Genomic DNA, 24,597 nt, shown 5'->3' with positions numbered 1-24,597 from the left:
TCAAATGACGAAGCTACAGGACAAGCAAGTTCGTATCGAACGAGACTTTCTAGGTGAAAAGGAAGTAGACACTCAAGCGTATTATGGAATTCAAACATTACGTGCAGTAGAGAACTTTCCAATTACTGGCTACCATGTTCATGAGGAACTCATCAAAGCATTAGGGATTGTCAAAAAGGCAGCCGCACTTGCAAATATGGATACAAAGCGACTATATGCTGGTCTTGGAGAAAAAATTGTTCAAGCCGCAGATGAGGTTATTGAAGGAAAATGGAATAATCAATTTATTGTCGATCCAATTCAAGGCGGGGCTGGCACTTCAATGAATATGAATGCCAATGAAGTCATTGCAAACAGAGCGCTTGAACTACTAGGAAAGGAAAAAGGCGCTTATACTGAGCTAAGTCCAAACACGCATGTGAACATGTCGCAGTCAACAAACGACGTTTTCCCAACAGCGATTCATATTTCAACATTGAATATGATTGAAAAACTACTTTATACGATGGAAAACATGCATCAAGTCATGACAGAAAAAGCGCAAGAATTCGATCATGTCATCAAAATGGGACGTACGCATCTTCAGGACGCTGTTCCAATCAGACTTGGTCAAGAGTTTAGTGCATATGCAAAGGTTCTTGCTCGTGATATTAAACGAATCAAGCAGTCTAGACAGCATTTATATGAAGTCAATATGGGCGCAACAGCAGTTGGAACAGGACTGAATGCTGATCCTAAATATATTCGCCAAGTAGTTGGTTATCTAGCTGACATTAGCGGATTGCCGTTAGTTGGAGCAGAAGATTTGGTCGATGCTACGCAAAATACAGATGCTTATACAGAAGTATCTGCTGCACTGAAAGTATGTATGATGAATATGTCCAAAATGGCAAACGATATTCGTTTGATGGCTTCAGGTCCTAGAGCAGGCTTTGGTGAGCTGCACTTGCCGCCGAGACAGCCAGGTTCATCTATCATGCCAGGGAAAGTCAACCCAGTGATGCCTGAGGTCATGAACCAAGTGGCATTCCAAGTCATTGGAAATGACCACACGATCTGCCTTGCATCAGAGGCTGGTCAGCTTGAACTGAACGTCATGGAGCCAGTTTTAATATTCAACTTACTACAGTCTCTCAGCATGATGAAAAATGTATTTGAATCCTTTGTCGATAACTGCTTGCGTGACCTAAAAGCAGATGAATCTAGATTAAAAGAATATGTAGAAAAGAGTGCTGGTGTCATGACGGCGGTCAATCCGCATATTGGTTATGAAGCTGCTGCACGAATTGCGAGAGAAGCGATTCTTACAGGCGTATCTGTACGTGAGCTTTGTCTGCAAAATGATGTGTTATCAGAGGAAGAGCTTGATGTCATCTTAAATCCTTTTGAAATGACGAAACCAGGTATTGCTGGTGCATCACTTTTAGAAAAGGATCGTTTAGAAGATTAAGCGGCATCATGAGAAGCGCACACCGACAAATGTCCGGTGTGCGTTTTTTCATGGACTGTTTGTTTTTCTGAAGCTCACATAGTATACTATCGTCAATTATTAGGGATGTGACTGCGTTTGAATCTACTGAAAAAATGGTTGAATACAGAGCCTTATTTAATTATCATGCTCATTGTTCTGACTCCGATTGGGGGAGAGCTGAAATTTTATCCATTTGAGGATAGCTTTCGGGTCAGCTTTGGAACCGTTGTCTTTTTCTTTATCCTGCTTCAAATGAAAAAATTCCCGGCATGGGCAAGCGGCATCATTGCGGGGGGATCAGTGTTTGCATTCCGGGTGCTTCTTGATACCGCTGTGTCAGGCCACTTAGCGCTGGAAGAGGCCGTTTCTTTAAGATTTCCTTCCCTGCTGTATTACGTCGTCTATGGTACGCTTTTTTATGTATTACAGGTCAGACGTTTCCGTGATAAGCCTTGGCTCATTGGGGCGACAGGGATCATCATGGAACTATGTGCAAGTGTAGTCGAAATGATTGCACTCAGGGGAGCCATTGATGAAATTTTAACAGTGAGAACGCTGTTTCAACTATTTGTATTGGCGATTTTCAGAAGCTTTTTCGTATTGGCTTGTTATACGATGATTCGATTATACGAAGAACAGGCGAGAGAGCGCCAAATGAAGAAGGAAAAGGAACATCTGTTGATGCTGCTGTCGAATCTTTATACGGAATCTACATATTTTTATAAAACCCTTGCACATGCTGAGCACATTACAGCTACTTCATATCAATTGTATCAATCTCTGCATCATGCAAAGGATACGGAATCAATAGATTTGAAAAAACTCGGAAAAACAGCCCTGCAAATTGCAGGTGAGGTACACGAAATCAAAAAGGATAATCAGCGGATTTTTTCTGCCTTATCAAAACTGATTCATGAGGAAAACTTTCAGGAGTATGCAAGTCCTGCTCATATCGCTGGACTTGTGATTCGTATCCATGAAAATTACGCGGAATCTCTTAAAAAACACATCGTTTTTCATTATGATGAAGAAGGACAGCACCCTGCTTATCATGTGTATACCATTCTATCTTTATTAAATAACATTGTATCCAATGCCGTTGAAGCCATTCCGGTGAATGGAGAGGTATCACTATCCATTTTGCGGAAAGAAAATGATGTGATTTTTCAAATCAGTGACAACGGGCCAGGCATTAAAGAGCGTAACCATCATGTGATCTTTAAACCGGGCTTCACTTTAAAATACGACCAAGCCGGGAACCCATCAAGCGGCATCGGTCTTTCCTATGTAAAAGATACAGCCGAGAAGCTTGGCGGAAGTGTTGAAATGAAGAGTATCCCAAATCAACAAACGATGTTCACTTTAACGATACCAATTGATCAAGTCAGCAGAAAAGAGGGGAATGGGAGATGAGATTTTTTATTGTTGATGATGATGAAGCTGTTCGTTCTTCACTGGCACAGCTCATTGAAGATGAAGAGCTTGGCATTGTGGCAGGGGAAGCAGAGGATGGTGCTGAAGTAACAGCGAGCTACTTAAATGATTTGCATATTGATATCTTGTGTATTGATCTTCTGATGCCGGAAAGGGACGGTCTTGAGACGATTCGAGCGATCAAGGATGAATTTCATGGGAAATATTTAATGCTGTCACAGGTAGAAACAAAGGAACTCATCGGCCAGGCATATACGCTCGGTGTCGAGTATTATGTGACAAAGCCGATCAATCGAGTAGAGGTCTTAAGTGTGCTCCATCTCATGATTGAGCGGCTGCATTTAGAGCACTCGATTGAAAATATTCAGCATTCGCTCAAATCGGTCATGCAGTTCCAGCAGCGCGGACAGACAAAAACGAAGCAGCGCGGGAAAAGTCTTGCAGAGGCAGGTCAGTTTTTGCTCGCGGAGCTTGGGATTGTCGGTGAAAAGGGGTCTAAGGATTTACTAGATATGATTCTTTTCACAGATCAGTATTTAGCGTTACATGCCGATCAGCACGACTCTTTTCCTTCATTAAAAGTAATTTTCACTGGCATCACAGAGGATAAATTAAACGAACCTTTTACATCAGCAGACATCGCAAGAGAAGCAAAAGCAGCGGAACAGCGGGTAAGACGTGCGATCAACCAATCATTGAAACACATCGCCTCGCTCGGGTTAACCGATTTTTCTCACCCAACCTTTGAAAACTATGCATCAAAATTTTTCGATTTTACCATTGTGCGTAAGAAAATGAGTGAACTCACAAAAGAGACAAGTGGAAGAGAAGAGCACACACGTATCAATGTGAAGAAATTTGTACAGGTGCTCTATTACGAGGCGAAACGAATTTTTATGGAAGATTAAAAAGACATGCTCTCTATAAGGAGGGCATGTCTTTTTTTGTGATGGATTGAAGATGCATCTGCAGCACGGAGCGCATAAGCTGAGGCGGTAAACGATGGGGCTGTACGATTCCATTCAATGCAAGCCCATTGATGACCGCATAAAGCCGCTCAGTTTCTAATAAAAGATCGATATGATCTAGCAGTAGCTCATTCTCTTTCAATTTCATTAAGCAAAATTGAACGGTTTGAAAAAGCTCGTCATACATCTTTGCATTGAGCGGCTGTAAATCTGGTTCAGTCAGTGCCTTGACTGTAAAAGCCTGCCACACCTCCATTTCAAATATTCGTTCTTCGTCTAGTGGAAGAACCTGCTCCAATAAAGTGAATACATTTTCCTCTGTTGAACCGTTTAATGGAAGCTTAGCAATTCGCTCCTTCACTCTTTCCTGAATTAAATTCATGGAGAATAGAAATAATTCTTGCTGTGTGGAAAAATAATGACGCATAGAGCCGGCTGAAATGCCAGCTTCTACGGCTATTTTTCGTACAGAAGCGCTTTCCAATCCCTCTTGTTTAATCACTCTCATAGCAGCTTGAGCGACCTTTTGTTTTTGTTTATGGTGATCGACGATTTTTGGCATACCTTGATTTTAGCACAGCTATTGTTTTTTTAACACAGTTGTGTTATTTTTTATTTAATACAATTGTGTTAAAAAGGATGTGGGGGAAATTGGTCGGTTTATTGATTGTGGCATGTGAAATTGGTTTTTGGCTGTTTATTCTTATGGGCTTAACACTGCGTTATGTGTTTAAACAGAAAAAATGGGGTGCTTTCTTTCTTGTCTGTACGCCGATTTTAGATCTCATCCTTCTTGCGGCTACTTATATAGATTTAAAGCAAGGGGCTGTGGCGAGCGTCATTCACGGGCTTGCGGCTGTCTATATTGGTGTGAGCCTTGCCTTTGGACATCAAATGGTGAAATGGGCGGATGCCCGGTTTGCTTATCGTTTTGCAGGAGGCCCTAAGCCGAAGGGAAAACCAAAGTACGGGAAGGAGCGGTCTTTGTATGAAATGGTGGGCTGGACGCGTCATTTCATCTCTTATGTCATCGGAGCGGGGCTATTATATGGATTGACCTATCTCATCCAAGCACCAGAACGAACGGAATCTCTGATGCAGCTTGTCAGTGTGTGGGGGATGGTCTTAACCATTGATTTCATCATTAGCATCAGCTACGTCATTTGGCCGAAAAAACACCCGGAGAATATAGCAGGTTGACAAAAAAGACAGGCGGATTTACTCCACCTGTCTTTTCTTATGATGACAGTCCTTTATAAATGGTGTCAATATTCCATTTCATCATCTTATAGTAGCTGTCCCCATCTTCACCTTCTTTGCCAATAGAATCCGTAAATACTTTCCCCTTAATCGGAACTCCGGTTTCCTCAGATAGGCTTTCAAGGCTGCGCTTATCTACACTTGTTTCAAGAAAAAGGGCAGGAACTTGATGATCTTTGACAAAATGAATGATGCGCTTCATTTGTCCAGGTGTTCCTTCACTTTCTGTGTTGATCTCCCAAATGTAGCCGGCTTTCAGTCCATACGCGTCCGCAAAATATTTGAATGCCCCTTCGCTTGTGACAAGGAGTTTTTTGTCTTTTGGGAGTTGATCAAACTTGTCTTTTGCTTCATCGTGAAGCGTTTGAAGCTTTTTGATATAGGTTTCAGCATTTTTCTCGTAATCCTCTTTATGCTCAGGATCTGCTTGAATGAGCGCATCTCTGGCATTTTGCGCATAAAGAATCCCATTCTCGACATTCAGCCATGCGTGTGGGTCCTGCTGGCTTTCAAGCCCTTTTGAAGACAAATGCTTCACTTTGACGCCTTTACTCAGCTCGGCTACAGGTGCATCATCCCCGTCCTTGCCGCTCGATTCAAGCAGTTTTTGAAACCAGCCATTCCCTGTTTCAAGGTTCAAGCCATTAGATAGAACAAGGTCTGCATCCGTCGTATACTGAACATCCTTTGGCAGTGGGTCAAATTCATGTGGGTCTGTACCAATGGGAACAATGCTGTGAATAGAGACATGCTGTCCTCCTACTTCCTTCACAATGTCATAAAGAATGGAGTAGGTCGTGACAACTTTTAATTTACCGTCATCTTTTCCGGAACTTTTTTGCTGAGTAGAACAGCCTGCGATGACCAAAAGGGCAATACATACTGCGGTCAAACGGATTGCTAATACCTTCTTCATATATGTCCTCCTTTTACATTGACGCTTCCTTTTTTAACTGTGTTCGTTTTCGCTTCGATTTTAAGGATCTCCACAATATCCCTTGTTTCGGTGAAAAGATAAAGGCACTGCCGAATAATATGGTCGCGACCAGTACAATGGAAGCACCAGACGACAAGTTATACGTAAAGCTGAGCCCAAGTCCTACGACGGCTGAAACTGCTCCAAAAAAAGCAGATAAATAAATCATGATCCATAGCCGGTCTGTCAGTAAATAAGCGGTGGCAGCTGGTGTAATAAGCATTGCAACAACAAGAATAATACCTACAGTTTGCAGGGATGCCACGGTCACTAAGGTCAATAAGGTCATGAGGAAATAATGGATCATGCGATTCGGTAAACCGTAAACGGAAGAAATCACTGGATCAAATGAACTAATGAGCAGTTCTTTGTAGAAAACAATGACAGCCAGCAAAATGAAAATGCCGATGCCAAGCGTGATCCACATATCAGATGAACGAACGGCTAGTACGTTTCCAAACAAGATATGATATAAATCGCTGGAACTTTTTAAAAATGTAATCAAAATGATCCCAATGGAAAAAAAAGCAGTGAATACGATCCCGATGGCCGAATCATTTTTAATACGGCTGTTTTGACTGACATATCCGATGCCGATGGCTGTCAGTACACCAGTTAGAACCGCACCAAAGAAAAAGTTAATGCCGAGCATATAAGAGATGGCGACACCTGGAAGTACAGCGTGTGAAATCGCATCTCCCATCAAAGCCATTCCCCGTAAAATGATAAAGCAGCCAATGACGCCGCAGATGATCCCTACCATAACGGATGTAAATAACGCTTTTTGTAAAAACGCATATTCAAAAAGTCCGGTTAAGAATTCCATTACGCGTCTCCTCCTGCTGATTTTAAAAATGGCAGCTGTGTTTCATATGCTTGGAGCATGACCTCAGGACGAAGAATATCATGGACAGGCCCTGCTTTGACCAGCTTTTTATTTAGAAGAACGAGATGGCTGAAGTAATCATCGGCTTTACTTAAGTCATGGTGGACGACCAGAATGGTTTTTCCTTCATCTCGTAATTCCTTCAAAATGCGGATCATCGTTTCTTCACTTGCCATATCAATTCCGACAAATGGTTCATCTAAACAAAAGAGCTGTGCGTTTTGAGCGAGTGCTCGTGCAAGGAAGACACGCTGCTGCTGACCGCCAGATAATTCCCCAATCTGTCTTTTGGCAAAGTCCTGCATCCCAACCTTTTCTAAGCAATGGTACGCATAGGCACGGTCTTCTTTTTTCGGTCGTTTGATCAATCCGAGCTTTGGGTATGTGCCAAGCAGTACGGTATCCAGCACATGGATAGGAAACGTCCAGTCTAGATCATTTCTTTGCGGTACATAGGCGATCTGTTTTCTCACTTGTTTAAAGGGTTGTTCAAAAAAACGAATGTCCCCTTGATCCTTTTCAATTAAATCCAAACATGCTTTCAATAAAGTCGATTTACCAGCACCATTTGGACCAATGATTCCAGTCATCGTTCCTTCCTGTATGGAAAGAGAGACGTTTTCTAGTGCATCCTGTCCATGGTATGAGACATACAGGCGGTCGATTGTTAAAGCATTTGACATCTCTTGCGTCCCCTTTCGATCATCAATTGCGTTTCTTAAAAATATATGCATACATTTAATAATTTTGACTAAAGGATGAAATGATTCTCTAACGCTAATTTGTTTCCTTAAGGAAACTTTTATCTTATTCTAACCGTATGTCCTTCTTTTGTAAAGAGAAATGCTGAATATTCCCATCAAGCGATCGTTTTTATGTTATGCAAAGAAGAGGGGACACGAGCATGGATTATTGAAAGTTCACATGACATCCTTGAATACGAAAAATCTCAAACATTTGCTTATAAATGATTGACAGTTTGTAAGAACTCCTCATATAATAAGGGTAATTCAATATATGAATATGTGCTCATATATAATATCTACAGCAGCTGATAGGTTTGATTGAATCAGGGAAGGCTACTTATATAGAAAAAGGTGAGAACATGAAAAAGATGAAGGATGAATACGTATTAAGCGGTCTCGATTGTGGAAACTGTGCACGTAAAATTGAAACAGGTGTCAGCAAACTCGAAGGGGTTGAAGCCTGCTCAATTAATTTTGCGACGGGTACATTAACTGTGACACATGCTGATGCACAAGAAACGATGTCAAAGCGTATTGAAAAAACCGTTCAGTCCATTGAACCTCATGTGAGTGTATCACCAAAAGAAGAAGGACATCACCACGATCACGATCATGGAACAAAGAATTTAAAAACGATTGTACTGAAATTAATTGGTGGTGCAGTCATTGGAACAGCGGCTTATTTTATACCTGACAATGGCTTACTGAAGTTCATCATGTTTTTCGCCGCGTATTTACTAGTTGGCGGAGATGTTGTCTTGAAAGCACTGAAAAATATTGTGCGTGGTCAAGTATTTGATGAGAACTTCTTAATGACCATAGCCACAGTAGGTGCTTTTGTGATTCAGCAGTATCCTGAGGCACTGGCAGTCATGCTGTTTTACCAAATTGGAGAACTGTTCCAAGGGGCAGCTGTGAACCGCTCTAGAAAATCAATTAGCGAATTAATGAATATCCGTCCAGAATACGCAAACCTCAAAGTGGGGCAAGAAACAAAAAAGGTAAAGCCTGAAGAAGTTAAAGCTGGTGACCGTATTATCGTCAAACCAGGTGAAAAAATTCCTTTGGATGGACGTGTGATAGACGGTTATTCTCTTGTGGATACCTCTGCACTAACTGGGGAGTCTGTTCCAAGAGATGTGGAAGCAGGCAAAGAAGTGCTTGCTGGATTTGTGAACCAAAACGGCATTCTTGAAATTGAAGTGCAAAAAGAGCTCAGTGAGTCAGCGGTTACGAAGATTTTGGATTTAGTCGAAAATGCAAGCAGCCGTAAAGCGCAGACAGAAAACTTTATCACAAAGTTCGCTAAATATTATACACCTGCTGTGGTCGTGCTAGCTTTATTGCTTGCCTTTGTACCACCGCTTCTCATCCCATCAGCTCAATTGTCTGATTGGGTGTACCGGGCACTTGTCTTTCTTGTCATTTCGTGTCCATGTGCTCTCGTTGTATCCATTCCATTAGGTTTCTTTGGCGGAATTGGTGCCGCATCAAAACGAGGCATTTTAGTGAAAGGCAGTAACTACTTAGAAGCCTTGAACTCTGTCCGCTATGCGGTGTTTGATAAAACAGGTACTTTGACAAAAGGGAACTTTACAGTCACTCATATCGAAGCAGCGAATGAGAAATGGTCAGAAGAGGAATTGCTTTCTTTTGCAGCGCTGGCAGAAGCGCATTCTTCGCATCCGATTGCAGAATCGATTAAGGCGTCTTACGGAGCGTCTCTTGATGAGAGCCAGATCGAATCTTACGAGGAAATTGCGGGTCATGGGATCAAAGCGACAATTCGCGGAGCCCATGTATTGGCAGGTAACCATCGTCTTATGGAACGAGAGGGCATTGCTTTTGAAAAAGAAAAACGAAGCGGAACGGTTGTGTATTTAGCAATAGACGGTGAGTTTGCGGGATCTATCTTGATTGCAGATGAAGTAAAAGACGATGCAGTTGAAGCGATATCTTCTCTAAAAGCTGCGGGTATTCAAACTGTGATGCTTACAGGGGATGCTGCGCAAGTAGGAAATGCAGTTGCACAGCAGATCGGCATTGACGAGGTTCACACTGAATTATTGCCACAGGATAAAGTCGCCAAAATCGAAGACATGTATGAGAAAAAAGCATCTCAAGAAAAGTTATTGTTTGTTGGGGACGGCATAAACGATACACCGGTTTTGGCAAGAGCGGATATAGGTATTGCCATGGGTGGACTTGGTTCAGATGCAGCAGTTGAAGCGGCTGATATTGTGATTATGACAGATCAGCCATCGAAGGTAGCGGAAGCTATTGCTGTCGCTAAAAGAACGAGAGCCATCGTATGGCAGAATATTGCGTTTGCTCTTGGGGTGAAAGCCGTCTTTCTCATACTTGGTGCATTCGGTATTGCAACGATGTGGGAAGCCGTCTTCTCGGATGTTGGTGTCACTGTACTGGCTGTTTTAAATGCGATGAGGGTCATGAAATAAAATTGTAAGGAAAAATTCATGAATAGCGTCTTTCATAATAGACCCCCTCTTGTTAAAATAGAAGAAGTTGGATAATGGCATTTTCCTGAGCTGTTATCCTTTTTCTTTGTGAAGGAATGAATGAAAAAGATAAGGTAGGTGCTTTTGTGAGTAAAAAAAATAATCAATCTTCATCCATCAAGTTTGCAGTTATATTAACCATCATTGCAGCTCTTCTCATCGGTATTTTCGTTGTGATCGGTAACAACAACAGCCAAGAAGCACAAACAGTCGACAGTAAGCCGTCTATTAAAGGACAGCCTGTCATGGGAGATCAAAAGGCAAAAGTGCAAGTTGTCGAGTTTGGGGATTACAAATGTCCATCATGTAAATCATTTGAGACTGACATTTTCCCAAAATTGAAAGCAGACTACATAGATAATGGCGATGTATCCTTCTCATTTATTAACTTACCACTGCCTGTTCATGGGGACGGTGCGGTATTAGCAGCACTGGCTTCTGAAGAAGTGTGGAAAGAAGATCCGAAAAACTTCTGGGCATTTCATGAAGCGGTCTACAACGCACAACCAGATAGTGAAGCAGAATGGGTAACGCCAGCAAAGCTCACCGAATTGGCGAAGAAGACAACGAAAATTGATACGGACAAGCTGAAAGATAACCTATCAAAGAAAACATATCAGCCACAGCTAAACACAGATGATCAGTTGGTGAATCAATACAAAGTAAATGCAACACCAACTATTTTCATTAACAATAAACAAGTCCAAAACTTTTATGACTATGATGAAATCAAAGAATTAATTGATCAAGAGCTGAAAGGGAAAAAATCATGAAAAATAAACTGATTTACTTATACAGCGCTTGGATCGTCTCAATTGTGGCGACGATGAGCAGCCTGTATTTAAGCGAAGTAAAGAAGTTTATTCCATGTGATATGTGCTGGTTTCAGCGCATTTTCATGTATCCGCTTGTGCTTTTACTTGGAATTGCTACATTCCGTGGCGATGTCAAAGTGAAGTACTACGTTCTCCCTTTGGCCGGAATTGGTGCTTGCTTTTCCATCTATCATTATATGGAACAAAAGATTCCAGGCTTTGCATCGATTCGTCCTTGTCTAAGCGGTATTCCTTGTTCCGTTGATTATCTGAACTGGTTTGGTTTTATCACCATTCCACTCTTAGCTCTCATTGCATTTATTCTGATCATCATTAGTATGCTGCTTTTAAATGCAAAAGAAGATTGAGGAGATAGCCTGCTTAAAAGCAGGCTATCAGCGTGTAGACAAACCCTCGCATTCGGTGTCATTCCTGTGCGCTGGTGCTCACGAATGTCAAATTCGCTCCACGAAAGTAGCTGTTCTTCCTAGACTGCAAAGGTTTTCTATCACGCTGAAAGTAGACAAAGGGCTAAAATCAAGATCATTTTATCCCTTCGTCAACAATCTGAGCCTGCTTAAAAGCAGGCTATTTTTTATTTTTGCAAAAAGATAAAATTTAAAGAAAATTTGTATTGCTTTTCATTTGTGTCAGATATACATTAAGGGGAGAGTGTTAGATGATCAGACAATGGTAAGGAGATAAGCGGAAAATGGCATGGGAAGTGTTAAGTATTATTGGCATTGTGGCATTCGCCATTAGTGGTGCGATTGTCGCAATGGAAGAAGAGTACGATATTCTTGGTGTGTACATTTTAGGGATTGTCACAGCATTTGGCGGGGGAGCGATTCGGAATCTATTAATTGGTCTTCCGGTGTCTGCTTTATGGTCACAGGGCAAAATGTTTACCATTGCCCTTGTATCCATTACGATCGTGTTCCTATTTCCAAAGCTTTTGCTCAAACACTGGAGCACGTGGGGGAATTTCTCGGATGCGATCGGTTTAGCAGCCTTTGCGATTCAAGGTGCATTATTTGCTGTACAAAGAGAGCTCCCGCTCAGTGCGGTCATTGTGGCAGCCATTTTGACTGGAAGCGGCGGCGGCATTGTGCGTGATTTATTAGCAGGACGAAAACCACTTGTGCTAAAAGCAGAGATTTACGCAGTATGGGCAGCCCTTGGCGGCTTACTCGTGGGACTCGGCTTAGCGCAAGGAGAGCTTGCTTTATATCTGCTGTTTGTCATCCTCGTCATATGCAGGGTTTGTTCCTACTTATTCAAATGGCGGCTTCCCGCTAGGTCTTATTTTTTAAATAAAGGGTAAAGAAAAGGGCGATGTCGCTCTTTTTTTTATGTGTTATTCGAGCTTGATGTCAGCAGGTCAAGCTGTTTTCGTGTAAAATAAAAGTAGGTTCTTTATTCATCATTGGAACAATACACGAGATGAAAATGTTGTCATTTGACTGAATATGTAGATTCAGTCTTTTTTTGCCTAGATGGATTGTTATGTGTTGGTTTCGCTTTTTGCGGGATACTAAAAAAACGCTCATGACCGAACGGATGGATCAGAAAGAAATGAACACATCTTTGCATGTAAGCAAAACATGACGGAAAAAATCGAAAAAATGAAATGGGAGGGACATGTACTAGTGGAGATTTTTTTGGCAGTGCTCGTACTACTAGCACTCATTGCATCATCTAATATTATCAATCGTTTTCTGCCCTTTATTCCAGTTCCATTAATCCAAGTGGGTTTAGGGATATTGGTCGCAGCTTTTCCTTCAGGTTTACATATTTCTTTAAATCCTGAGCTATTCTTCGTTTTATTCATTGCACCGCTGTTATTTAATGATGGGAAGCGTACCCCAAGGGACGAGCTGTGGAAATTAAGAGCGCCCATTCTTCTATTAGCTTTAGGGCTCGTATTTGCGACAGTCATTGTCGCAGGATATACCATCCATTGGATGATTCCAAGCATACCACTTCCAGCTGCATTTGCGCTTGCAGCGATTTTATCACCGACAGATGTAGTTGCTGTAAGTGCCCTTTCCAGCCGTGTGAATATGCCGAAGGGGATCATGAGACTGCTGGAAGGCGAAGGGCTGATGAACGATGCGTCAGGACTTGTTGCTTTTAAATTTGCTATTGCAGCAACGGTTACAGGGGCATTTTCCATTGCAGAGGCATCCTTTAGCTTTGTTCTGATTGCTGCTGGCGGATTATTGACCGGATTTATTCTGTCGTTTTTTATCATTCGTTTCCGCTATTTTCTCCGCCGTTTAGGCATGGACGATGTCACAATGCACATCATCCTGCAAATCCTCACGCCGTTTGTGATTTATTTAGCAGCTGAAGAAATTGGCGTATCCGGCATTTTAGCCGTTGTTGCCGGTGGTGTGACACATGCCATCGAGCAAGACCGAATGGAAGCGAATTTAGCAAAACTGCAAATTGCTTCTTCAAACACGTGGAATATTATTTTATTTATTTTAAATGGCCTTGTTTTCGTTTTACTTGGATTACAAATTCCTGATGTATCAACCGTCATTTTCCAAGATGAAGCCTTTAATAATATGCAAGTCATCAGTTACATTTTAATCATTACATTCTGTCTGATGATTCTCAGATTCCTATGGGTATGGCTGTTCTGGGCAGGGAACTGGAGTGTATCGAAAAAGAAGAACACGAAAAAACCGAAACTGCGTGCTTCCATGCTGATGACATTCTCTGGTGTTCGTGGTGCTGTTACATTAGCGGGTGCTTTCTCCATCCCGTTTACGCTTGCAGACGGATCACCATTTCCTGAGCGTCATTTAATTATTTTCCTCGCAGCAGGCGTCATTTTATGTACACTCATTTTAGCGAGTGTGCTACTGCCTATTTTATCGGAGAAAAAAGATAAGCAAGTGGATGTGGACTTAGATACAAAGATTCAGCACGCAAAACGGAAGCTACTGAGAAGTGCCATTAAAACGTTAAAAGAAGGAATGAATGAGGACAATCGAGAAGTCTCCCTTGCACTCATCAATGATTTCCGAATGAAGCTACGAAATATTCAGCGGGAACCGTACCAGTTTGGTATGAGAAAACAAGAGAGAAAAATCAGACTGCATGGTATTAAAGCAGAACAGATGAAACTTCAGCAGTTGATTGAGGAAGAGAAAATCGACAAAGAAGAAGCATATGAGCTGCAGGAAAGATTTCATGAGCTGGAAATGCTCTATTCCAACTCCTTTAAAATTCGTTTCTCAAAAGTGAAGTTTCTGCGCTTACTACAATGGCTTCAATTGTGGCGTCCGCATCAGCGTATTTCGAGCGGCATATTAGAAAACGAGGAATCGTATAAACAAATCCGCAAGAAAACGGCTGAAGCTGCGGTGGATTCTATTAAGCACCATATGACCGAAGACAATCAACATACGTGTCATCAAGTCATTGGGTTTTACAATCAAGTGATTTTCCGCTGTGAACATGGTCCTTCTTTCTTCCAGCAAAAGGATCGTACGTTTGACCGGAAGAAGAAAGAGCTTAACTTCCAAGCCGTACAGACGATTCGTAATGAAATCCAAACCTTATATGAAAATGGCGAAATCAATCGTGATATTGCCCATCATTTAAGGGAGTATATCAATGACATGGAAGCAGTCTTACTGACCAATACATGATGTTGTCATCTTCTCCCCTATGTTTTATGATGAAAAAAAGAGACGAGCAGGGGGAGATGCAGGATGACATATTACGGAGCGATTGAAGCTGGGGGGACAAAGTTCTGCTGTGCCATTGGCAATGAGCATGGGGATATCATCGAGGAATTAACCATTCCAACAGAGCACCCGGAAAAAACCATCCAATCACTTATTCCATTTTTTCAGCAACATGAAATTGCAGCATTAGGGGTCGGTTCCTTTGGACCGATTTGTGTCCAGAAAAACGATCCTTCTTACGGTTACATCATGAATACGCCGAAAGTGGAATGGAAGCATTACCCGTTGATACCTGAGCTGGAGAAACAATTAGGTGTACCGGTGTCCTTTACGACAGATGTCAATGCCGCAGCATTAGGTGAACTGACAAAAGGGGCCGCCAAAGGGCTAAGCAGCTGTCTGTATATCACGGTCGGTACGGGGATTGGTGCCGGGGCTGTTGTGAAAAATGAGCTTCTCCACGGTCACTCACATCCAGAAATGGGACACATCCTGGTCAGGCAGCATGAATCAGATCAGTTTGCAGGTGTCTGCCCGGCGCATGGTACTTGCTTAGAAGGACTGGCGGCAGGACCAGCTATTGAGGCAAGGTGGGGAAAGCCGGCTAAAGAGCTTACCGAAGAAGATGAAGTTTGGTCTCTTGAAGCAGATTATTTAGCACAGGCATTAATGCAATACACGCTGATATTAAGCCCAGAACGCATCATCATGGGTGGAGGCGTCATGAAGCAAAAACAGCTATTTCCGCTCATTCGAGAGAAGCTGGCTGCGTATGTCAATGATTATGTCGACATGCCGCCGCTTGATACATACATTGTCTCTCCTGGACTTGAGGACAAGGCAGGTATGACAGGTGCTTTGCTACTAGCGATTGAAGCGAAGAGAAACGCCTGATAATAGAGTTTTCAAACGCAACATGAGATAATGAAAAAGATGGAATCTATGAAAAGGTGGTTGTTAACATGGTCAAAAGCTTGAATGATACCGTAACACTAAATAACGGAGTAGAAATGCCATGGTTTGGTTTAGGTGTATTCAAAGTGGAGGACGGCAACCAAGTGGTTGATGCCGTCAAAGCAGCCATACGAAACGGTTATCGCAGCATTGATACGGCTGCCGTTTATAAAAACGAGACAGGCGTAGGGAAAGCCATTAAAGAATCTGGCGTGAAAAGAGAAGAATTGTTCATTACATCAAAAGTATGGAACACAGATCAAGGATATGACAAAGCACTCGCTGCATGCGACGCAAGCTTAAACCGGCTCGGTCTTGATTACTTAGACCTCTATTTGATTCATTGGCCTGGACCAAATGCAGATACATTTAAAGAGACATGGCGTGCGCTTGAGAAGCTTTATAAAGATGGAAAAGTAAGAGCGATTGGTGTCAGCAACTTCTACGTGCAGCATTTAGAAGAGCTGTTAAAAGATGCGGAGGTTGTTCCAGCGGTGAACCAAGTGGAGTTTCATCCAAAACTGACACTTGTAGAATTACGACAATATGCGAAAGAAAAAGGCATTCAAATTGAAGCATGGTCTCCGCTGATGCAAGGAAAGCTTTTGGATCATGACGTATTAAAGGAAATTGCAGCACAATACAACAAATCTGTGGCTCAAGTGATCTTGCGTTGGGATCTGCAAAGCGGCGTTGTCACCATTCCAAAATCAATCAATGAAGATCGCATTAAACAAAATGCCGACATTTTTGACTTCGAGCTTTCACAAGAAGACATGGAAAAAATCAATGCACTTAATAATAACGAACGTGTCGGGTCTAATCCAGAAACGATGACGGTTGGGTTTGAATAAATAAAATTATCCCCTCAGCGTGTAGACAAACCCTCGCATATTTTGTCAGGGCGTGCTGGTGCTCACGAATGTCAAATTCGCTCTGCGCCAGTACTCGTCCTTCCTAGACTAGCAAAGGTTTTCTATCACGCTGAAAAGAAGACAAAGGGCTCAAATTAAGTTCATTTGAGCCCTTTGTCAACAATCTGAATCCCTTTCTCTTTTTGAGAAGGGGATTTTTTAATTCCTGCTTCGGCGCACAGCCAACAGCATGAGGAAAGACAGGATCACAATACAAATCGTCCAAGCCCACGCAAGTTCCATTCGTCCAGAATCAATCGCCACATAGATGGCTGTTGGGAGGGTTTGCGTTTTCCCAGGAATGTTGCCAGCGAACATTAAAGTCGCTCCAAATTCCCCTAACGCCCTTGCGAAACTTAAAACTGCACCAGAGAGAAGAGATGGCAGTGCGAGTGGGACGGTAATATAGGCAAAGACCTGGAAAGAACGCGCACCATCAACTTTTGCAGCACCTTCAATGTCTGACTCAATCGTAGAAAATCCAGCTTTCGCTGATTGATACATGAGCGGGAATGCGACAACTGTCGATGCAATGACCGCTGCCCAATAAGTGAAGATGACAGGCTGATGGAAGATCCATTCAATCGCTTGTCCAATCACGCTGTTCTTCCCGAACGCAACGAGCAGCAGAAATCCTACGACCGTTGGCGGAAGGACAAGCGGCATCATGAGGAGCGTTTCCACGATCATTTTTCCTTTGAAAGATGTACGCGCCATCCAAAAACCAATGGACGTTCCTAAAACGACAGCCAATAACCCGCTGAAAGCAGCCACTTGTACGGACAGCCAGATAGGTGAAAGAAAATCTTCGGTCAGCATCGGCATTATTTCACTTGAAAGCCGTACTTTTTAAAAATCGCTGCGGCTGGATCTGATTGGATATATTGAAAAAATGCTTTCGCCTCTTTCATGTGATCGGTCTGTTTAACAATGCCAACAGGATAAATGATGGGGGAATGCATGTCTTGATTTGCCTCATCTACTATCTTTACTTTGCGAGAAACGAGCGCGTCCGTCTTATACACGACACCAGCTTCCACATTTCCTGTTTCGACATAGTTTAATACTTGACGAACATCCTTGCCATAGACAGCGTTCTGTTTCACTTGATCCCATATATTCAGTTTTGTGAAAATCTCTTTTGCATATGTACCAGCAGGAACAGATTCAGGTGTGCCAAGCGCTATCTTTCCTTTTGTGTGATCAACATCGCGAAAGGTTTTGATAGAAGAGGAACCTTCTTTTGGCACGATGAGGACAAGCTCATTTTGTATGACATCCTTTGTATGATCCTGATCAATGTCGCCAGATTGAACAAGGTCATCAAAAGGCTCTTCAGCTGCTGAGAAGAAGAGATCCGCTTTTGCTCCTTGAGCGATTTGCTGTTTCAATGCGCCGGATGACCCGAAATTATTCGTGAGTGTCACGTTTGGATGATCATCTTCATAGGCAGATTCAATCTCTTTCAAAGCATCCTGCAGGCTTGCCGCCGCTGAAATCACAAGTTCTGTTTTTTTGCTTTGATCTGATGACGTCGACTCCGTTTGACACCCAGTCAGGAGCAAACAGATGGTGACGTAGGTTAAGAATAAATATTTCATGATCACACCTCTTTATCATTCAACATCATGTGTATCCTTTATTATAATCAAACTTATTTGACCATTCATAGGCTTTCAGGAAAAGAGAAAAGAAAAAGCCGCCAGAGGGCAGCTTTTAATGCTGATAAAAACGTAGTAAGTTCCCGTTGATCACTTTATCTGATAGAGACAGCTCTTTATTGGCTTTTTCTATATAAGGCTGGCATACTTCATCTTCTTCAACAGGTTGTTTTGTTTTTTGATCATAGCACGTGTTCTTTGTATAAAGATAATCATCCGTAATAAAGTTTCCATTTCTCAGCACAGCGAACGGTGTCCGTTCATTTGAGAAAAGATCATTCCCAAATTGAATAGAATCTTTTGATTCAATGCCGAGTAAATGAAGAAGTGTCGGTTTGACATCCATTTGACCGGCTGTTTCAGAAATGGTTTGAGGGGCCTCGTCTGTCACCCCAGGAATGTAAATCAAAAAAGGGACCCGCTGCAGTTTAACCGCATCAAACGGTGTGATTTCATCCTGCTTCAGCAGCTCTGCCATTGCCTCATGATGTGCTTCTGAAATGCCATAGTGGTCTCCCATCAGGACAAACATTGTATTTTCATATAGTCCTTCTTCTTTCATTCGTTCAAAGAACCTTTTGATGGCTTCATCTTGATAGCGGACGGTGGTCACATAGCGGTTTAAAATGGTGCTAGTCGAATCGTATTCATCAATGAACTGATCCTTTGGATCAATTTCAAATGGGAAGTGATTGGTTAAGGTAATAAACGTGCTGTAATAAGGCGTCTTCAGCTTTTTTAAATAATCGATGGATTGGTCAAAAAAGTCGATATCCTTTAAGCCCCAGCCAGTCGAATTCTGTTCATTGACATCAAATGAATCGACATCATAAAAGCGGTCAATCCCAAGAGATTCATACATCACATCACGATTCCAGAACGTTTTATTATTCGCATGAAATTGGACGGATTGATAATTCTCTTTTTTCAATTGCTTGTACAGTGTGTCATATTCGTTGTCACTCGCTGTGAAAAAGACAGCGCCACTGCTAGATGGATAGAGGGAGTTTGCGACGATAAACTCTGAGTCCGACGTTTTGCCTTGCTCTGTCTGCTGATAAAATTCATCAAAATTGAAGCTTTTTTTGGCAAGTTCATTTAAAAATGGTGTGATGTATTGTCCATTCACCTTTTGATTCATGACAAATTGCTGCGTTGATTCAAGTGAAATGAACACGACATTTTTGCCTTTAGCAAGTCCAAAGTAGTCTTCATTCGGTGCACTGTAATCAGCTTTTGTGTAGTTTGCCACTGTTGAAAGTGTATCTTCGTCAGCAAAGGCTTTTTGTCCAATTCGTGCTGTTTGAGCGGCACCGTCATACAAATGGAATTGAAACAGCCCAAGGTTTCGTACAATGACTTCTCGATCATATGAGCTTGTCAAAAATCGAGGGTGGTCCATCAAAGCTGAGCTGACATGGAACAATAGCAAGCTGCAGCAAACCACATAGTATGTTTTGATTGTCTTAAAAGACGCTTTTGGTGATAACGGTTTCCGTTTTAAGAGCCATGCCAGCACCACAAAATCAATCAGCATGAGTATAAATAGCGGATGAAACAATTCAGTCATACTGCTGCCCATATCTCCCATGTTCTTTGCTTGAAATAAGACAGGAATGGTAATGAAATCAATATAAAAACCGTAAAAGATCGTATTCGATATCAAAATGGCTGTCAAAATAAAATTTGTGGTCAATAAAAAGACCTTTTGTTTCGTTTCATTTAAGAAAAGAGCAATCCCAAACAAAGGGAGCAAAAAGCTAAGTGGATTGATCAAAAGCAGCCATTCGTGAAACAGATTGGCCGTTCGTATATGAAATCCGAATTGATAAATGATGTATGTTTTCATCCACATAAAGAGGATGGAGTACACTAAAAACCAGTGATTTTTGAAAAACGCTTTCATTTATGTAACTCCTCACCATTCTGTATTCAGCTGCAAGGCAAAAACACTTATCTTAAAACTACTAAAAAAATGAGGAATGATCAATTCATATCCTGCTTTTTTGCAAAACTCTTTTTTCTTTTTCTAAAACGGCAATGGGATGGATATTCCGCAAATGACAGCCATGTAATAGCAGGTGACAATGGTCAGAGCAGCTAGTACGACTTGTTCTCCTGTGCTGCCTGTTTTGACATAAAAGGGGAGACGTACTTTCATGGTTGCAGGGAACAAAAATTTAATACCGTTCACTGTGCCTGCATCAAGGATGAGGTGGCTTGCCATCCCAACTAGTAACCCGGTACTGAGGCTGTCATTTGGAATGTATGTTGTCGCAATAAAATAAATGATCAGCAGAAATAATAAACTATGTGTAAAGGTGCGGTGACCGAACACACTACTGATCAGTGTGGAAAGGAGCGGGAATTTCCTGCCGATTTTGCTTTTCGTATGACATAGATCTGGGATGAGGGCACCTACTGATCCAGCAGCAGCCATCGTCACTGGTTCGAATCCGTAATAATAGGCGACGGCTGTGGAGGCGGCAATTCCGCCCATAATATGTGTTTTTCCTGTCATGATGCGTACTCCTGTTCTGTTTTTTGTTCAAGTACTCACTATATCAAGGGTGAATCCATTCAGCAAGGCTTATTTCTAAAGAAAATGGGATAAAATAGTTGGCTGTTTGGAAAAACATTCTATAATAAGAAGGAAGTCATGTTGACACTAACGATAAGGATGCGATTCGGATGAGTAATGCAGACATTTTAAAAGAAATTGTTCTTGTACATTATGAAGTCAGCCGTAAATTAAACCGCAAGTTACTTGAGTTAGAAAAAGACATCACGCCTCCACAGATATATGCTCTTTCTATATTGATACAAGGAAAAGTATCACATGCTGAAGAGCTCAAACAAAGACTCTCTCTCAACCCAGGTGCCGCTTCCATAGCCCTCAATAAATTATGTGAGCAAGGCTACATTCAGAGAGAACGGGACAAGGACGATCATTCCCTTGTCCGGCTAGAAGCCACGGAAAAAGGGCTGGCTATTTACGAAAAGCATACACGTCTTTTTGGAAAGGTGATTCAGCATATGATGTCAGACTTCACAGAGGAAGACTTAAAGACCTTTCTAACGTATTTGCAAAAAATGAGACAGACCTTTCACGATGAATGAACTGCTCCTCTTTGTATAATGCTGAGCGCTGTAGCACAAATTAAACAGGCAAAGGCATTTTATGAAAAGGGGGGAAATAGCGATGTCATTTTTCCAAAAGGATAAAAAGGCGAAAAGCGAGAAAGACCATCAGCAGGTTGATCAGCTGTTAGAAGAAGCAAGTAAAGAACTAGCAGGCGATCCGCTTCAGGAAGCTGTCCAAAAGAAGAAAAACAACCATCAATAAGCTGACAAAAAGGCGGAGAATCATTTCTCTGCCTTTTTTCTATGTTTTTCCCTTTGACAGATATGAGAATGTTTGATAACCTTCGTGTAGTAAAAATGAATAGAAATCCTCACGCTATGTCTCAGTGAGGTAGAGGTTGCGCGGATGATGAGTCACTCATGGGAGAGATGGAATCGTTGATCATGAGAAAAAAGGCATCAGCGCCGAAGTGTAGAGAGAGCTCCAACTTTCTTTATGCTGGGTCTGCATTGAACAAATGCAGGACTGCCACGTCTTTGAAGCGTGGAGGGCTATCCGGAGATCAAGGTGTATGTTTTGAAAAGCATGGACTTTTGTTCAGGCTTTTTTTTATGTTCTGATTGCCTAAGAAAAGGGTATGCTGGTAAGAAAGTGACCCAACATGAACATAAAGAATGCAAGTCATTGCTTCACAAATATATCAATGAAGATACTGCCGGGTCTGGTCCAAAGTGAATATAACGGAGGTACGAAAATGGAACAGACAAAAAAATGGGGTTTTTGGTTATTGACGGCTTTTGTCGTCGGAAATATGGTAGGTTCAGGCATCTTTATGCTGCCTAGTACACTTGCCCAGCATGCAAGTCCTTTAGGTGTGACGATGGCATGGCTTGTCACAGGTGGCGGCGTACTGATGATTGCCTTTGTGTTTGGACATTTGTCCATTCATAAACCGCAGCTGACAGCTGGACCACAAAGCTATGCAAGAGCGCTTTTTAAAGATCCGAAAAAAGGAAAAGCAGCCGGTTTTACAATGGTTTGGGGATATTGGGTGGCAAGCTGGATTAGTAATGTCGCCATTATTACAAGCCTAGCTGGTTATTTAACAACCTTTTTCCCAATTTTAACCGTGAAAACGGAGATCTTTACTTTTGGAAAAGAAGCGATCACACTTGGTCAGCTCACAACGTTTATCGTATGTACAATCCTTCTATGGGGGACTCATACGATTTTAATTACAAGCTTAAGCGCAGCAAGTAAGCTGAACTTTATTACGACCTTTTCAAAGGTGCTTGGATTCGTCCTTTTTATTGTCGCAGGCTTATTTGCATTCCAAACCGCATTATTTGAACATTATTACTTCCCTGTTGAAGCAGCAAGTGGTGAAGGAGTGCTCGGACTTGGAGGCCAAATTCATCATGCGGCCATTTCCACACTATGGGCATTTATCGGCATCGAATCTGCTGTCATTTTATCAGGAAGAGCTTCCTCGCAGCGTGATGTCAAACGTGCGACGATTACAGGACTTTTAATTGCACTGTCTATTTATATGATTATTACCTTGATTACAATGGGCGTTCTGCCGCATGATCAATTGCAAGGTTCTGATAAACCATTCGTAGACGTGCTTCAGCTCATTATCGGACCGGCTGGCGGCATTGTCATGGCACTTCTTGCGATCATTTGTTTATTTGGTTCGATGCTTGGCTGGATTTTGCTTGGTTCTGAAGTCCCTTATCAAGCAGCAAAAGCTGGCGATTTCCCAGCAGTGTTTGCAAAAACAAACAAAAAAGGTAGTCCTGTTTTTGCTTTGACTGTCACAAATATCATGTCACAGCTGTTTATTTTCTCAGTCATGTCACGTACGATTAATGAAGCCTTTACTTTCTTAACAACATCAGCGACACTTGCGTATCTCATTCCGTATATCGTGTCGTCGATCTACAGCTTTAAGGTCATCATGCAAGGTGACACATATGAACTCCAAAAAGGAAACCGGACAAGAGACGGGATCATTGCGCTTGTGGCCATGGGGTATTCCGCTTGGGTCATTATTTCAGGCACAGCTGATTTAAAAACATTTGGTCTTGGTATTGGATTGTTCTTAGTTGGCATTTTACTCTACCCATTCATGTCCAAAAAATTTGCCAAAGGTACAGTTTAAAAAATACGTTTCTCCAGCATTGGAGAAACGTATTTTTTTATGAGGCAGATGTTAATCGATCCACAATAAATTCGAGCTGACCTTCTAGTGACACAGGGTCATTAAAGAAGTAACCGACTGTATCTGTTTCAAATACGCGTTTGTTTTGGACAGCAGGAAGTGATGCCCAGATGCTGCTTTTATATACTTGATCGCCATTACTTTTTGAACCGCTCCATGGGCTTGTGAAAATATAATCACCTGCAAATTCTGGAAGCTTTTCAAGAGAAATGTTTGCATAACCGACACCACTGTCGATGGCTTCTTTTTGGACAGCCTTCGGAGCTTTTAATTTCAGCTCGTCATAAATGATTTCACCACCGCGTGCAAAAGTGTTACCGAAAATGTAAATGCCCTTATCGAATGGTGATACGATCGAAACGGTTTTGTTTCCTACAGCTTTTGTTACTTTTGGTTTCACTTCAGCAATTTTCGCATCCCATTTTGTGATCCAATCCGTTGCTTTTTTTGATGTACCTGTCATTTTACCGAATTCTTTTAGCTGGTCTTTAAACGAATATTGATTGTATTGAATGGCAACTGTAGGTGCAATTTTTTTGTATTGATCAAATTTCTCATCTTCTCCCCAAGCAATGATCATATCCGGCTTCAAAGAGGCTACTTTCTCAACAGAGGGAGATTTTCCAATATTTTTCACTCCATCTGTTTTTCCTTTATAGAAAGGGTTTTTAAAGATGGGCGCAGTGGCAGCAATTGGGGTTTTGCCGAGTGTGACGAGATCCCCGTAATAGCTTTCCGCCAGAAGCACAATACGTTGTGGGTTTTGAGGCAGTTTCACTTCACCCTTTACATCTTGATAGGTGATCGTGTCATTTTTTTTGGCTCCCGATTCTTTATTGGAAGTGCTGCCGCAAGCAGCAGTAAAAATCATAAGGGTCATGAAGGAAATCAAAAGAAGTCCAGTTCGTTTTTTCACTAAAGTTCGCTCCTATTCAATTGCTTATGATAATGATTCTCATTCGCGATTATATCTTAACATG

Annotated in this window: 23 protein-coding genes and 1 riboswitch; of the genes, 14 read left to right on the top strand and 9 right to left on the bottom strand. The window is 41.8% G+C overall.

Features of this window, described 5'->3' with window-relative positions; all coding sequences use genetic code 11:
* Positions 1-4: 4 nt before the first annotated feature.
* From aspA to MHI20_RS09670, 3 genes are all read left to right on the top strand, one after another.
* Positions 5-1,450 carry an aspartate ammonia-lyase gene (aspA, locus tag MHI20_RS09680; RefSeq protein ID WP_035701391.1) on the top strand — a complete coding sequence of 482 codons (1,446 nt, stop codon included), beginning with the start codon at positions 5-7 and terminating at the stop codon, positions 1,448-1,450.
* 117 nt (positions 1,451-1,567) lie between these two features.
* A complete protein-coding gene (locus tag MHI20_RS09675; RefSeq protein ID WP_041507771.1) occupies positions 1,568-2,884 on the top strand; it encodes an ATP-binding protein in 1,317 nt (438 codons plus the stop codon).
* Positions 2,881-3,813 carry a response regulator gene (locus MHI20_RS09670; protein WP_039168273.1) on the top strand — a complete coding sequence of 311 codons (933 nt, stop codon included), beginning with the start codon at positions 2,881-2,883 and terminating at the stop codon, positions 3,811-3,813. Before MHI20_RS09675 ends, MHI20_RS09670 begins: the two co-directional genes overlap by 4 nt.
* Positions 3,814-3,826: 13 nt before the next feature.
* Here the strand turns inward: MHI20_RS09670 and MHI20_RS09665 are convergent, their stop codons facing one another.
* On the bottom strand, positions 3,827-4,435 hold the full coding sequence (locus MHI20_RS09665) for a TetR/AcrR family transcriptional regulator (protein ID WP_340937796.1): 609 nt from the start codon (positions 4,433-4,435) through the stop codon (positions 3,827-3,829).
* A gap of 89 nt (positions 4,436-4,524) precedes the next feature.
* On the opposite strand from MHI20_RS09665, the gene MHI20_RS09660 reads away from it, so the two are divergent.
* On the top strand, positions 4,525-5,073 hold the full coding sequence (locus MHI20_RS09660) for a hypothetical protein (protein ID WP_041508109.1): 549 nt from the start codon (positions 4,525-4,527) through the stop codon (positions 5,071-5,073).
* A gap of 37 nt (positions 5,074-5,110) precedes the next feature.
* Here MHI20_RS09660 and MHI20_RS09655 read toward each other — a convergent pair whose 3' ends face one another.
* From MHI20_RS09655 to MHI20_RS09645, 3 genes are read right to left on the bottom strand one after another with little or no spacing between them, the layout of a single operon-like run.
* On the bottom strand, positions 5,111-6,049 hold the full coding sequence (locus MHI20_RS09655; RefSeq protein ID WP_024719816.1) for a metal ABC transporter substrate-binding protein: 939 nt from the start codon (positions 6,047-6,049) through the stop codon (positions 5,111-5,113).
* Positions 6,050-6,062: 13 nt separating this feature from the next.
* A complete protein-coding gene (locus tag MHI20_RS09650; RefSeq protein ID WP_007500236.1) occupies positions 6,063-6,935 on the bottom strand; it encodes a metal ABC transporter permease in 873 nt (290 codons plus the stop codon).
* The gene (locus MHI20_RS09645) at positions 6,935-7,678 is read right to left on the bottom strand and encodes a metal ABC transporter ATP-binding protein (RefSeq protein WP_035701622.1); all 744 of its coding nucleotides are present in this window, start codon (positions 7,676-7,678) and stop codon (positions 6,935-6,937) included. The genes MHI20_RS09650 and MHI20_RS09645 overlap by 1 nt, the downstream gene beginning before the upstream one ends.
* Before the next feature lie 422 nt (positions 7,679-8,100).
* Between MHI20_RS09645 and MHI20_RS09640 the strand changes: the two genes are divergently transcribed.
* The 7 genes from MHI20_RS09640 (at position 8,101) to MHI20_RS09610 (ending at position 16,587) form a co-directional block, all read left to right on the top strand.
* Positions 8,101-10,200 (top strand): heavy metal translocating P-type ATPase, encoded by a 2,100-nt coding sequence (locus MHI20_RS09640; protein ID WP_340937786.1) that lies wholly within the window; start codon positions 8,101-8,103, stop codon positions 10,198-10,200.
* Between the two features lie 146 nt (positions 10,201-10,346).
* The gene (locus MHI20_RS09635; protein ID WP_017359241.1) at positions 10,347-11,033 is read left to right on the top strand and encodes a DsbA family protein; all 687 of its coding nucleotides are present in this window, start codon (positions 10,347-10,349) and stop codon (positions 11,031-11,033) included.
* Positions 11,030-11,443, top strand: coding sequence for a disulfide oxidoreductase (locus MHI20_RS09630; protein ID WP_007500241.1), 414 nt, complete (start codon positions 11,030-11,032; stop codon positions 11,441-11,443). The genes MHI20_RS09635 and MHI20_RS09630 overlap by 4 nt, the downstream gene beginning before the upstream one ends.
* 344 nt (positions 11,444-11,787) lie before the next feature.
* Complete coding sequence (locus MHI20_RS09625; protein WP_007500242.1) at positions 11,788-12,399, top strand: trimeric intracellular cation channel family protein; 612 nt, start codon at positions 11,788-11,790, stop codon at positions 12,397-12,399.
* Positions 12,400-12,724: 325 nt separating this feature from the next.
* Complete coding sequence (locus MHI20_RS09620; protein ID WP_061420159.1) at positions 12,725-14,740, top strand: Na+/H+ antiporter; 2,016 nt, start codon at positions 12,725-12,727, stop codon at positions 14,738-14,740.
* Positions 14,741-14,803: 63 nt separating this feature from the next.
* Entirely contained in the window at positions 14,804-15,673 is an 870-nt protein-coding gene (locus MHI20_RS09615; RefSeq protein WP_340937776.1) for an ROK family protein, read from the top strand.
* Positions 15,674-15,741: 68 nt separating this feature from the next.
* Entirely contained in the window at positions 15,742-16,587 is an 846-nt protein-coding gene (locus tag MHI20_RS09610) for an aldo/keto reductase (protein WP_041507765.1), read from the top strand.
* Between the two features lie 219 nt (positions 16,588-16,806).
* Here the strand turns inward: MHI20_RS09610 and modB are convergent, their stop codons facing one another.
* The 4 genes from modB to MHI20_RS09590 all read right to left on the bottom strand — a co-directional run bounded on the left by modB (position 16,807) and on the right by MHI20_RS09590 (position 20,829).
* The gene (gene modB, locus MHI20_RS09605; RefSeq protein WP_024719810.1) at positions 16,807-17,472 is read right to left on the bottom strand and encodes a molybdate ABC transporter permease subunit; all 666 of its coding nucleotides are present in this window, start codon (positions 17,470-17,472) and stop codon (positions 16,807-16,809) included.
* Positions 17,472-18,248: a molybdate ABC transporter substrate-binding protein gene (gene modA, locus MHI20_RS09600; RefSeq protein ID WP_024719809.1), complete on the bottom strand. Its 777-nt coding sequence runs from the start codon at positions 18,246-18,248 to the stop codon at positions 17,472-17,474. Before modA ends, modB begins: the two co-directional genes overlap by 1 nt.
* 115 nt (positions 18,249-18,363) lie before the next feature.
* Complete coding sequence (locus tag MHI20_RS09595) at positions 18,364-20,214, bottom strand: LTA synthase family protein (protein ID WP_024719808.1); 1,851 nt, start codon at positions 20,212-20,214, stop codon at positions 18,364-18,366.
* A 123-nt stretch (positions 20,215-20,337) separates the two neighbouring features.
* Positions 20,338-20,829 (bottom strand): metal-dependent hydrolase, encoded by a 492-nt coding sequence (locus tag MHI20_RS09590; protein WP_008347118.1) that lies wholly within the window; start codon positions 20,827-20,829, stop codon positions 20,338-20,340.
* Positions 20,830-20,999: 170 nt separating this feature from the next.
* Between MHI20_RS09590 and MHI20_RS09585 the strand changes: the two genes are divergently transcribed.
* The 3 genes from MHI20_RS09585 (at position 21,000) to MHI20_RS09575 (ending at position 23,557) form a co-directional block, all read left to right on the top strand.
* The gene (locus tag MHI20_RS09585) at positions 21,000-21,428 is read left to right on the top strand and encodes a MarR family winged helix-turn-helix transcriptional regulator (RefSeq protein ID WP_007500254.1); all 429 of its coding nucleotides are present in this window, start codon (positions 21,000-21,002) and stop codon (positions 21,426-21,428) included.
* Between the two features lie 82 nt (positions 21,429-21,510).
* Complete coding sequence (gene sspJ / locus MHI20_RS09580; RefSeq protein ID WP_008347117.1) at positions 21,511-21,654, top strand: small acid-soluble spore protein SspJ; 144 nt, start codon at positions 21,511-21,513, stop codon at positions 21,652-21,654.
* A 122-nt stretch (positions 21,655-21,776) separates the two neighbouring features.
* Positions 21,777-21,955: riboswitch (Lysine riboswitch) on the top strand.
* A gap of 192 nt (positions 21,956-22,147) precedes the next feature.
* Positions 22,148-23,557, top strand: coding sequence for an amino acid permease (locus tag MHI20_RS09575; protein ID WP_035701368.1), 1,410 nt, complete (start codon positions 22,148-22,150; stop codon positions 23,555-23,557).
* A 37-nt stretch (positions 23,558-23,594) separates the two neighbouring features.
* On the opposite strand, the gene MHI20_RS09570 is transcribed toward MHI20_RS09575, so the two are convergent.
* On the bottom strand, positions 23,595-24,533 hold the full coding sequence (locus MHI20_RS09570; RefSeq protein WP_025207967.1) for an ABC transporter substrate-binding protein: 939 nt from the start codon (positions 24,531-24,533) through the stop codon (positions 23,595-23,597).
* Between the last annotated feature and the right edge of the window lie 64 nt (positions 24,534-24,597).

The organism is Bacillus sp. FSL K6-1106 (genome assembly GCF_038005245.1).
Classification (GTDB): domain Bacteria; phylum Bacillota; class Bacilli; order Bacillales; family Bacillaceae; genus Bacillus; species Bacillus altitudinis.
This window is presented reverse-complemented; position numbering and strand designations above follow the sequence as displayed.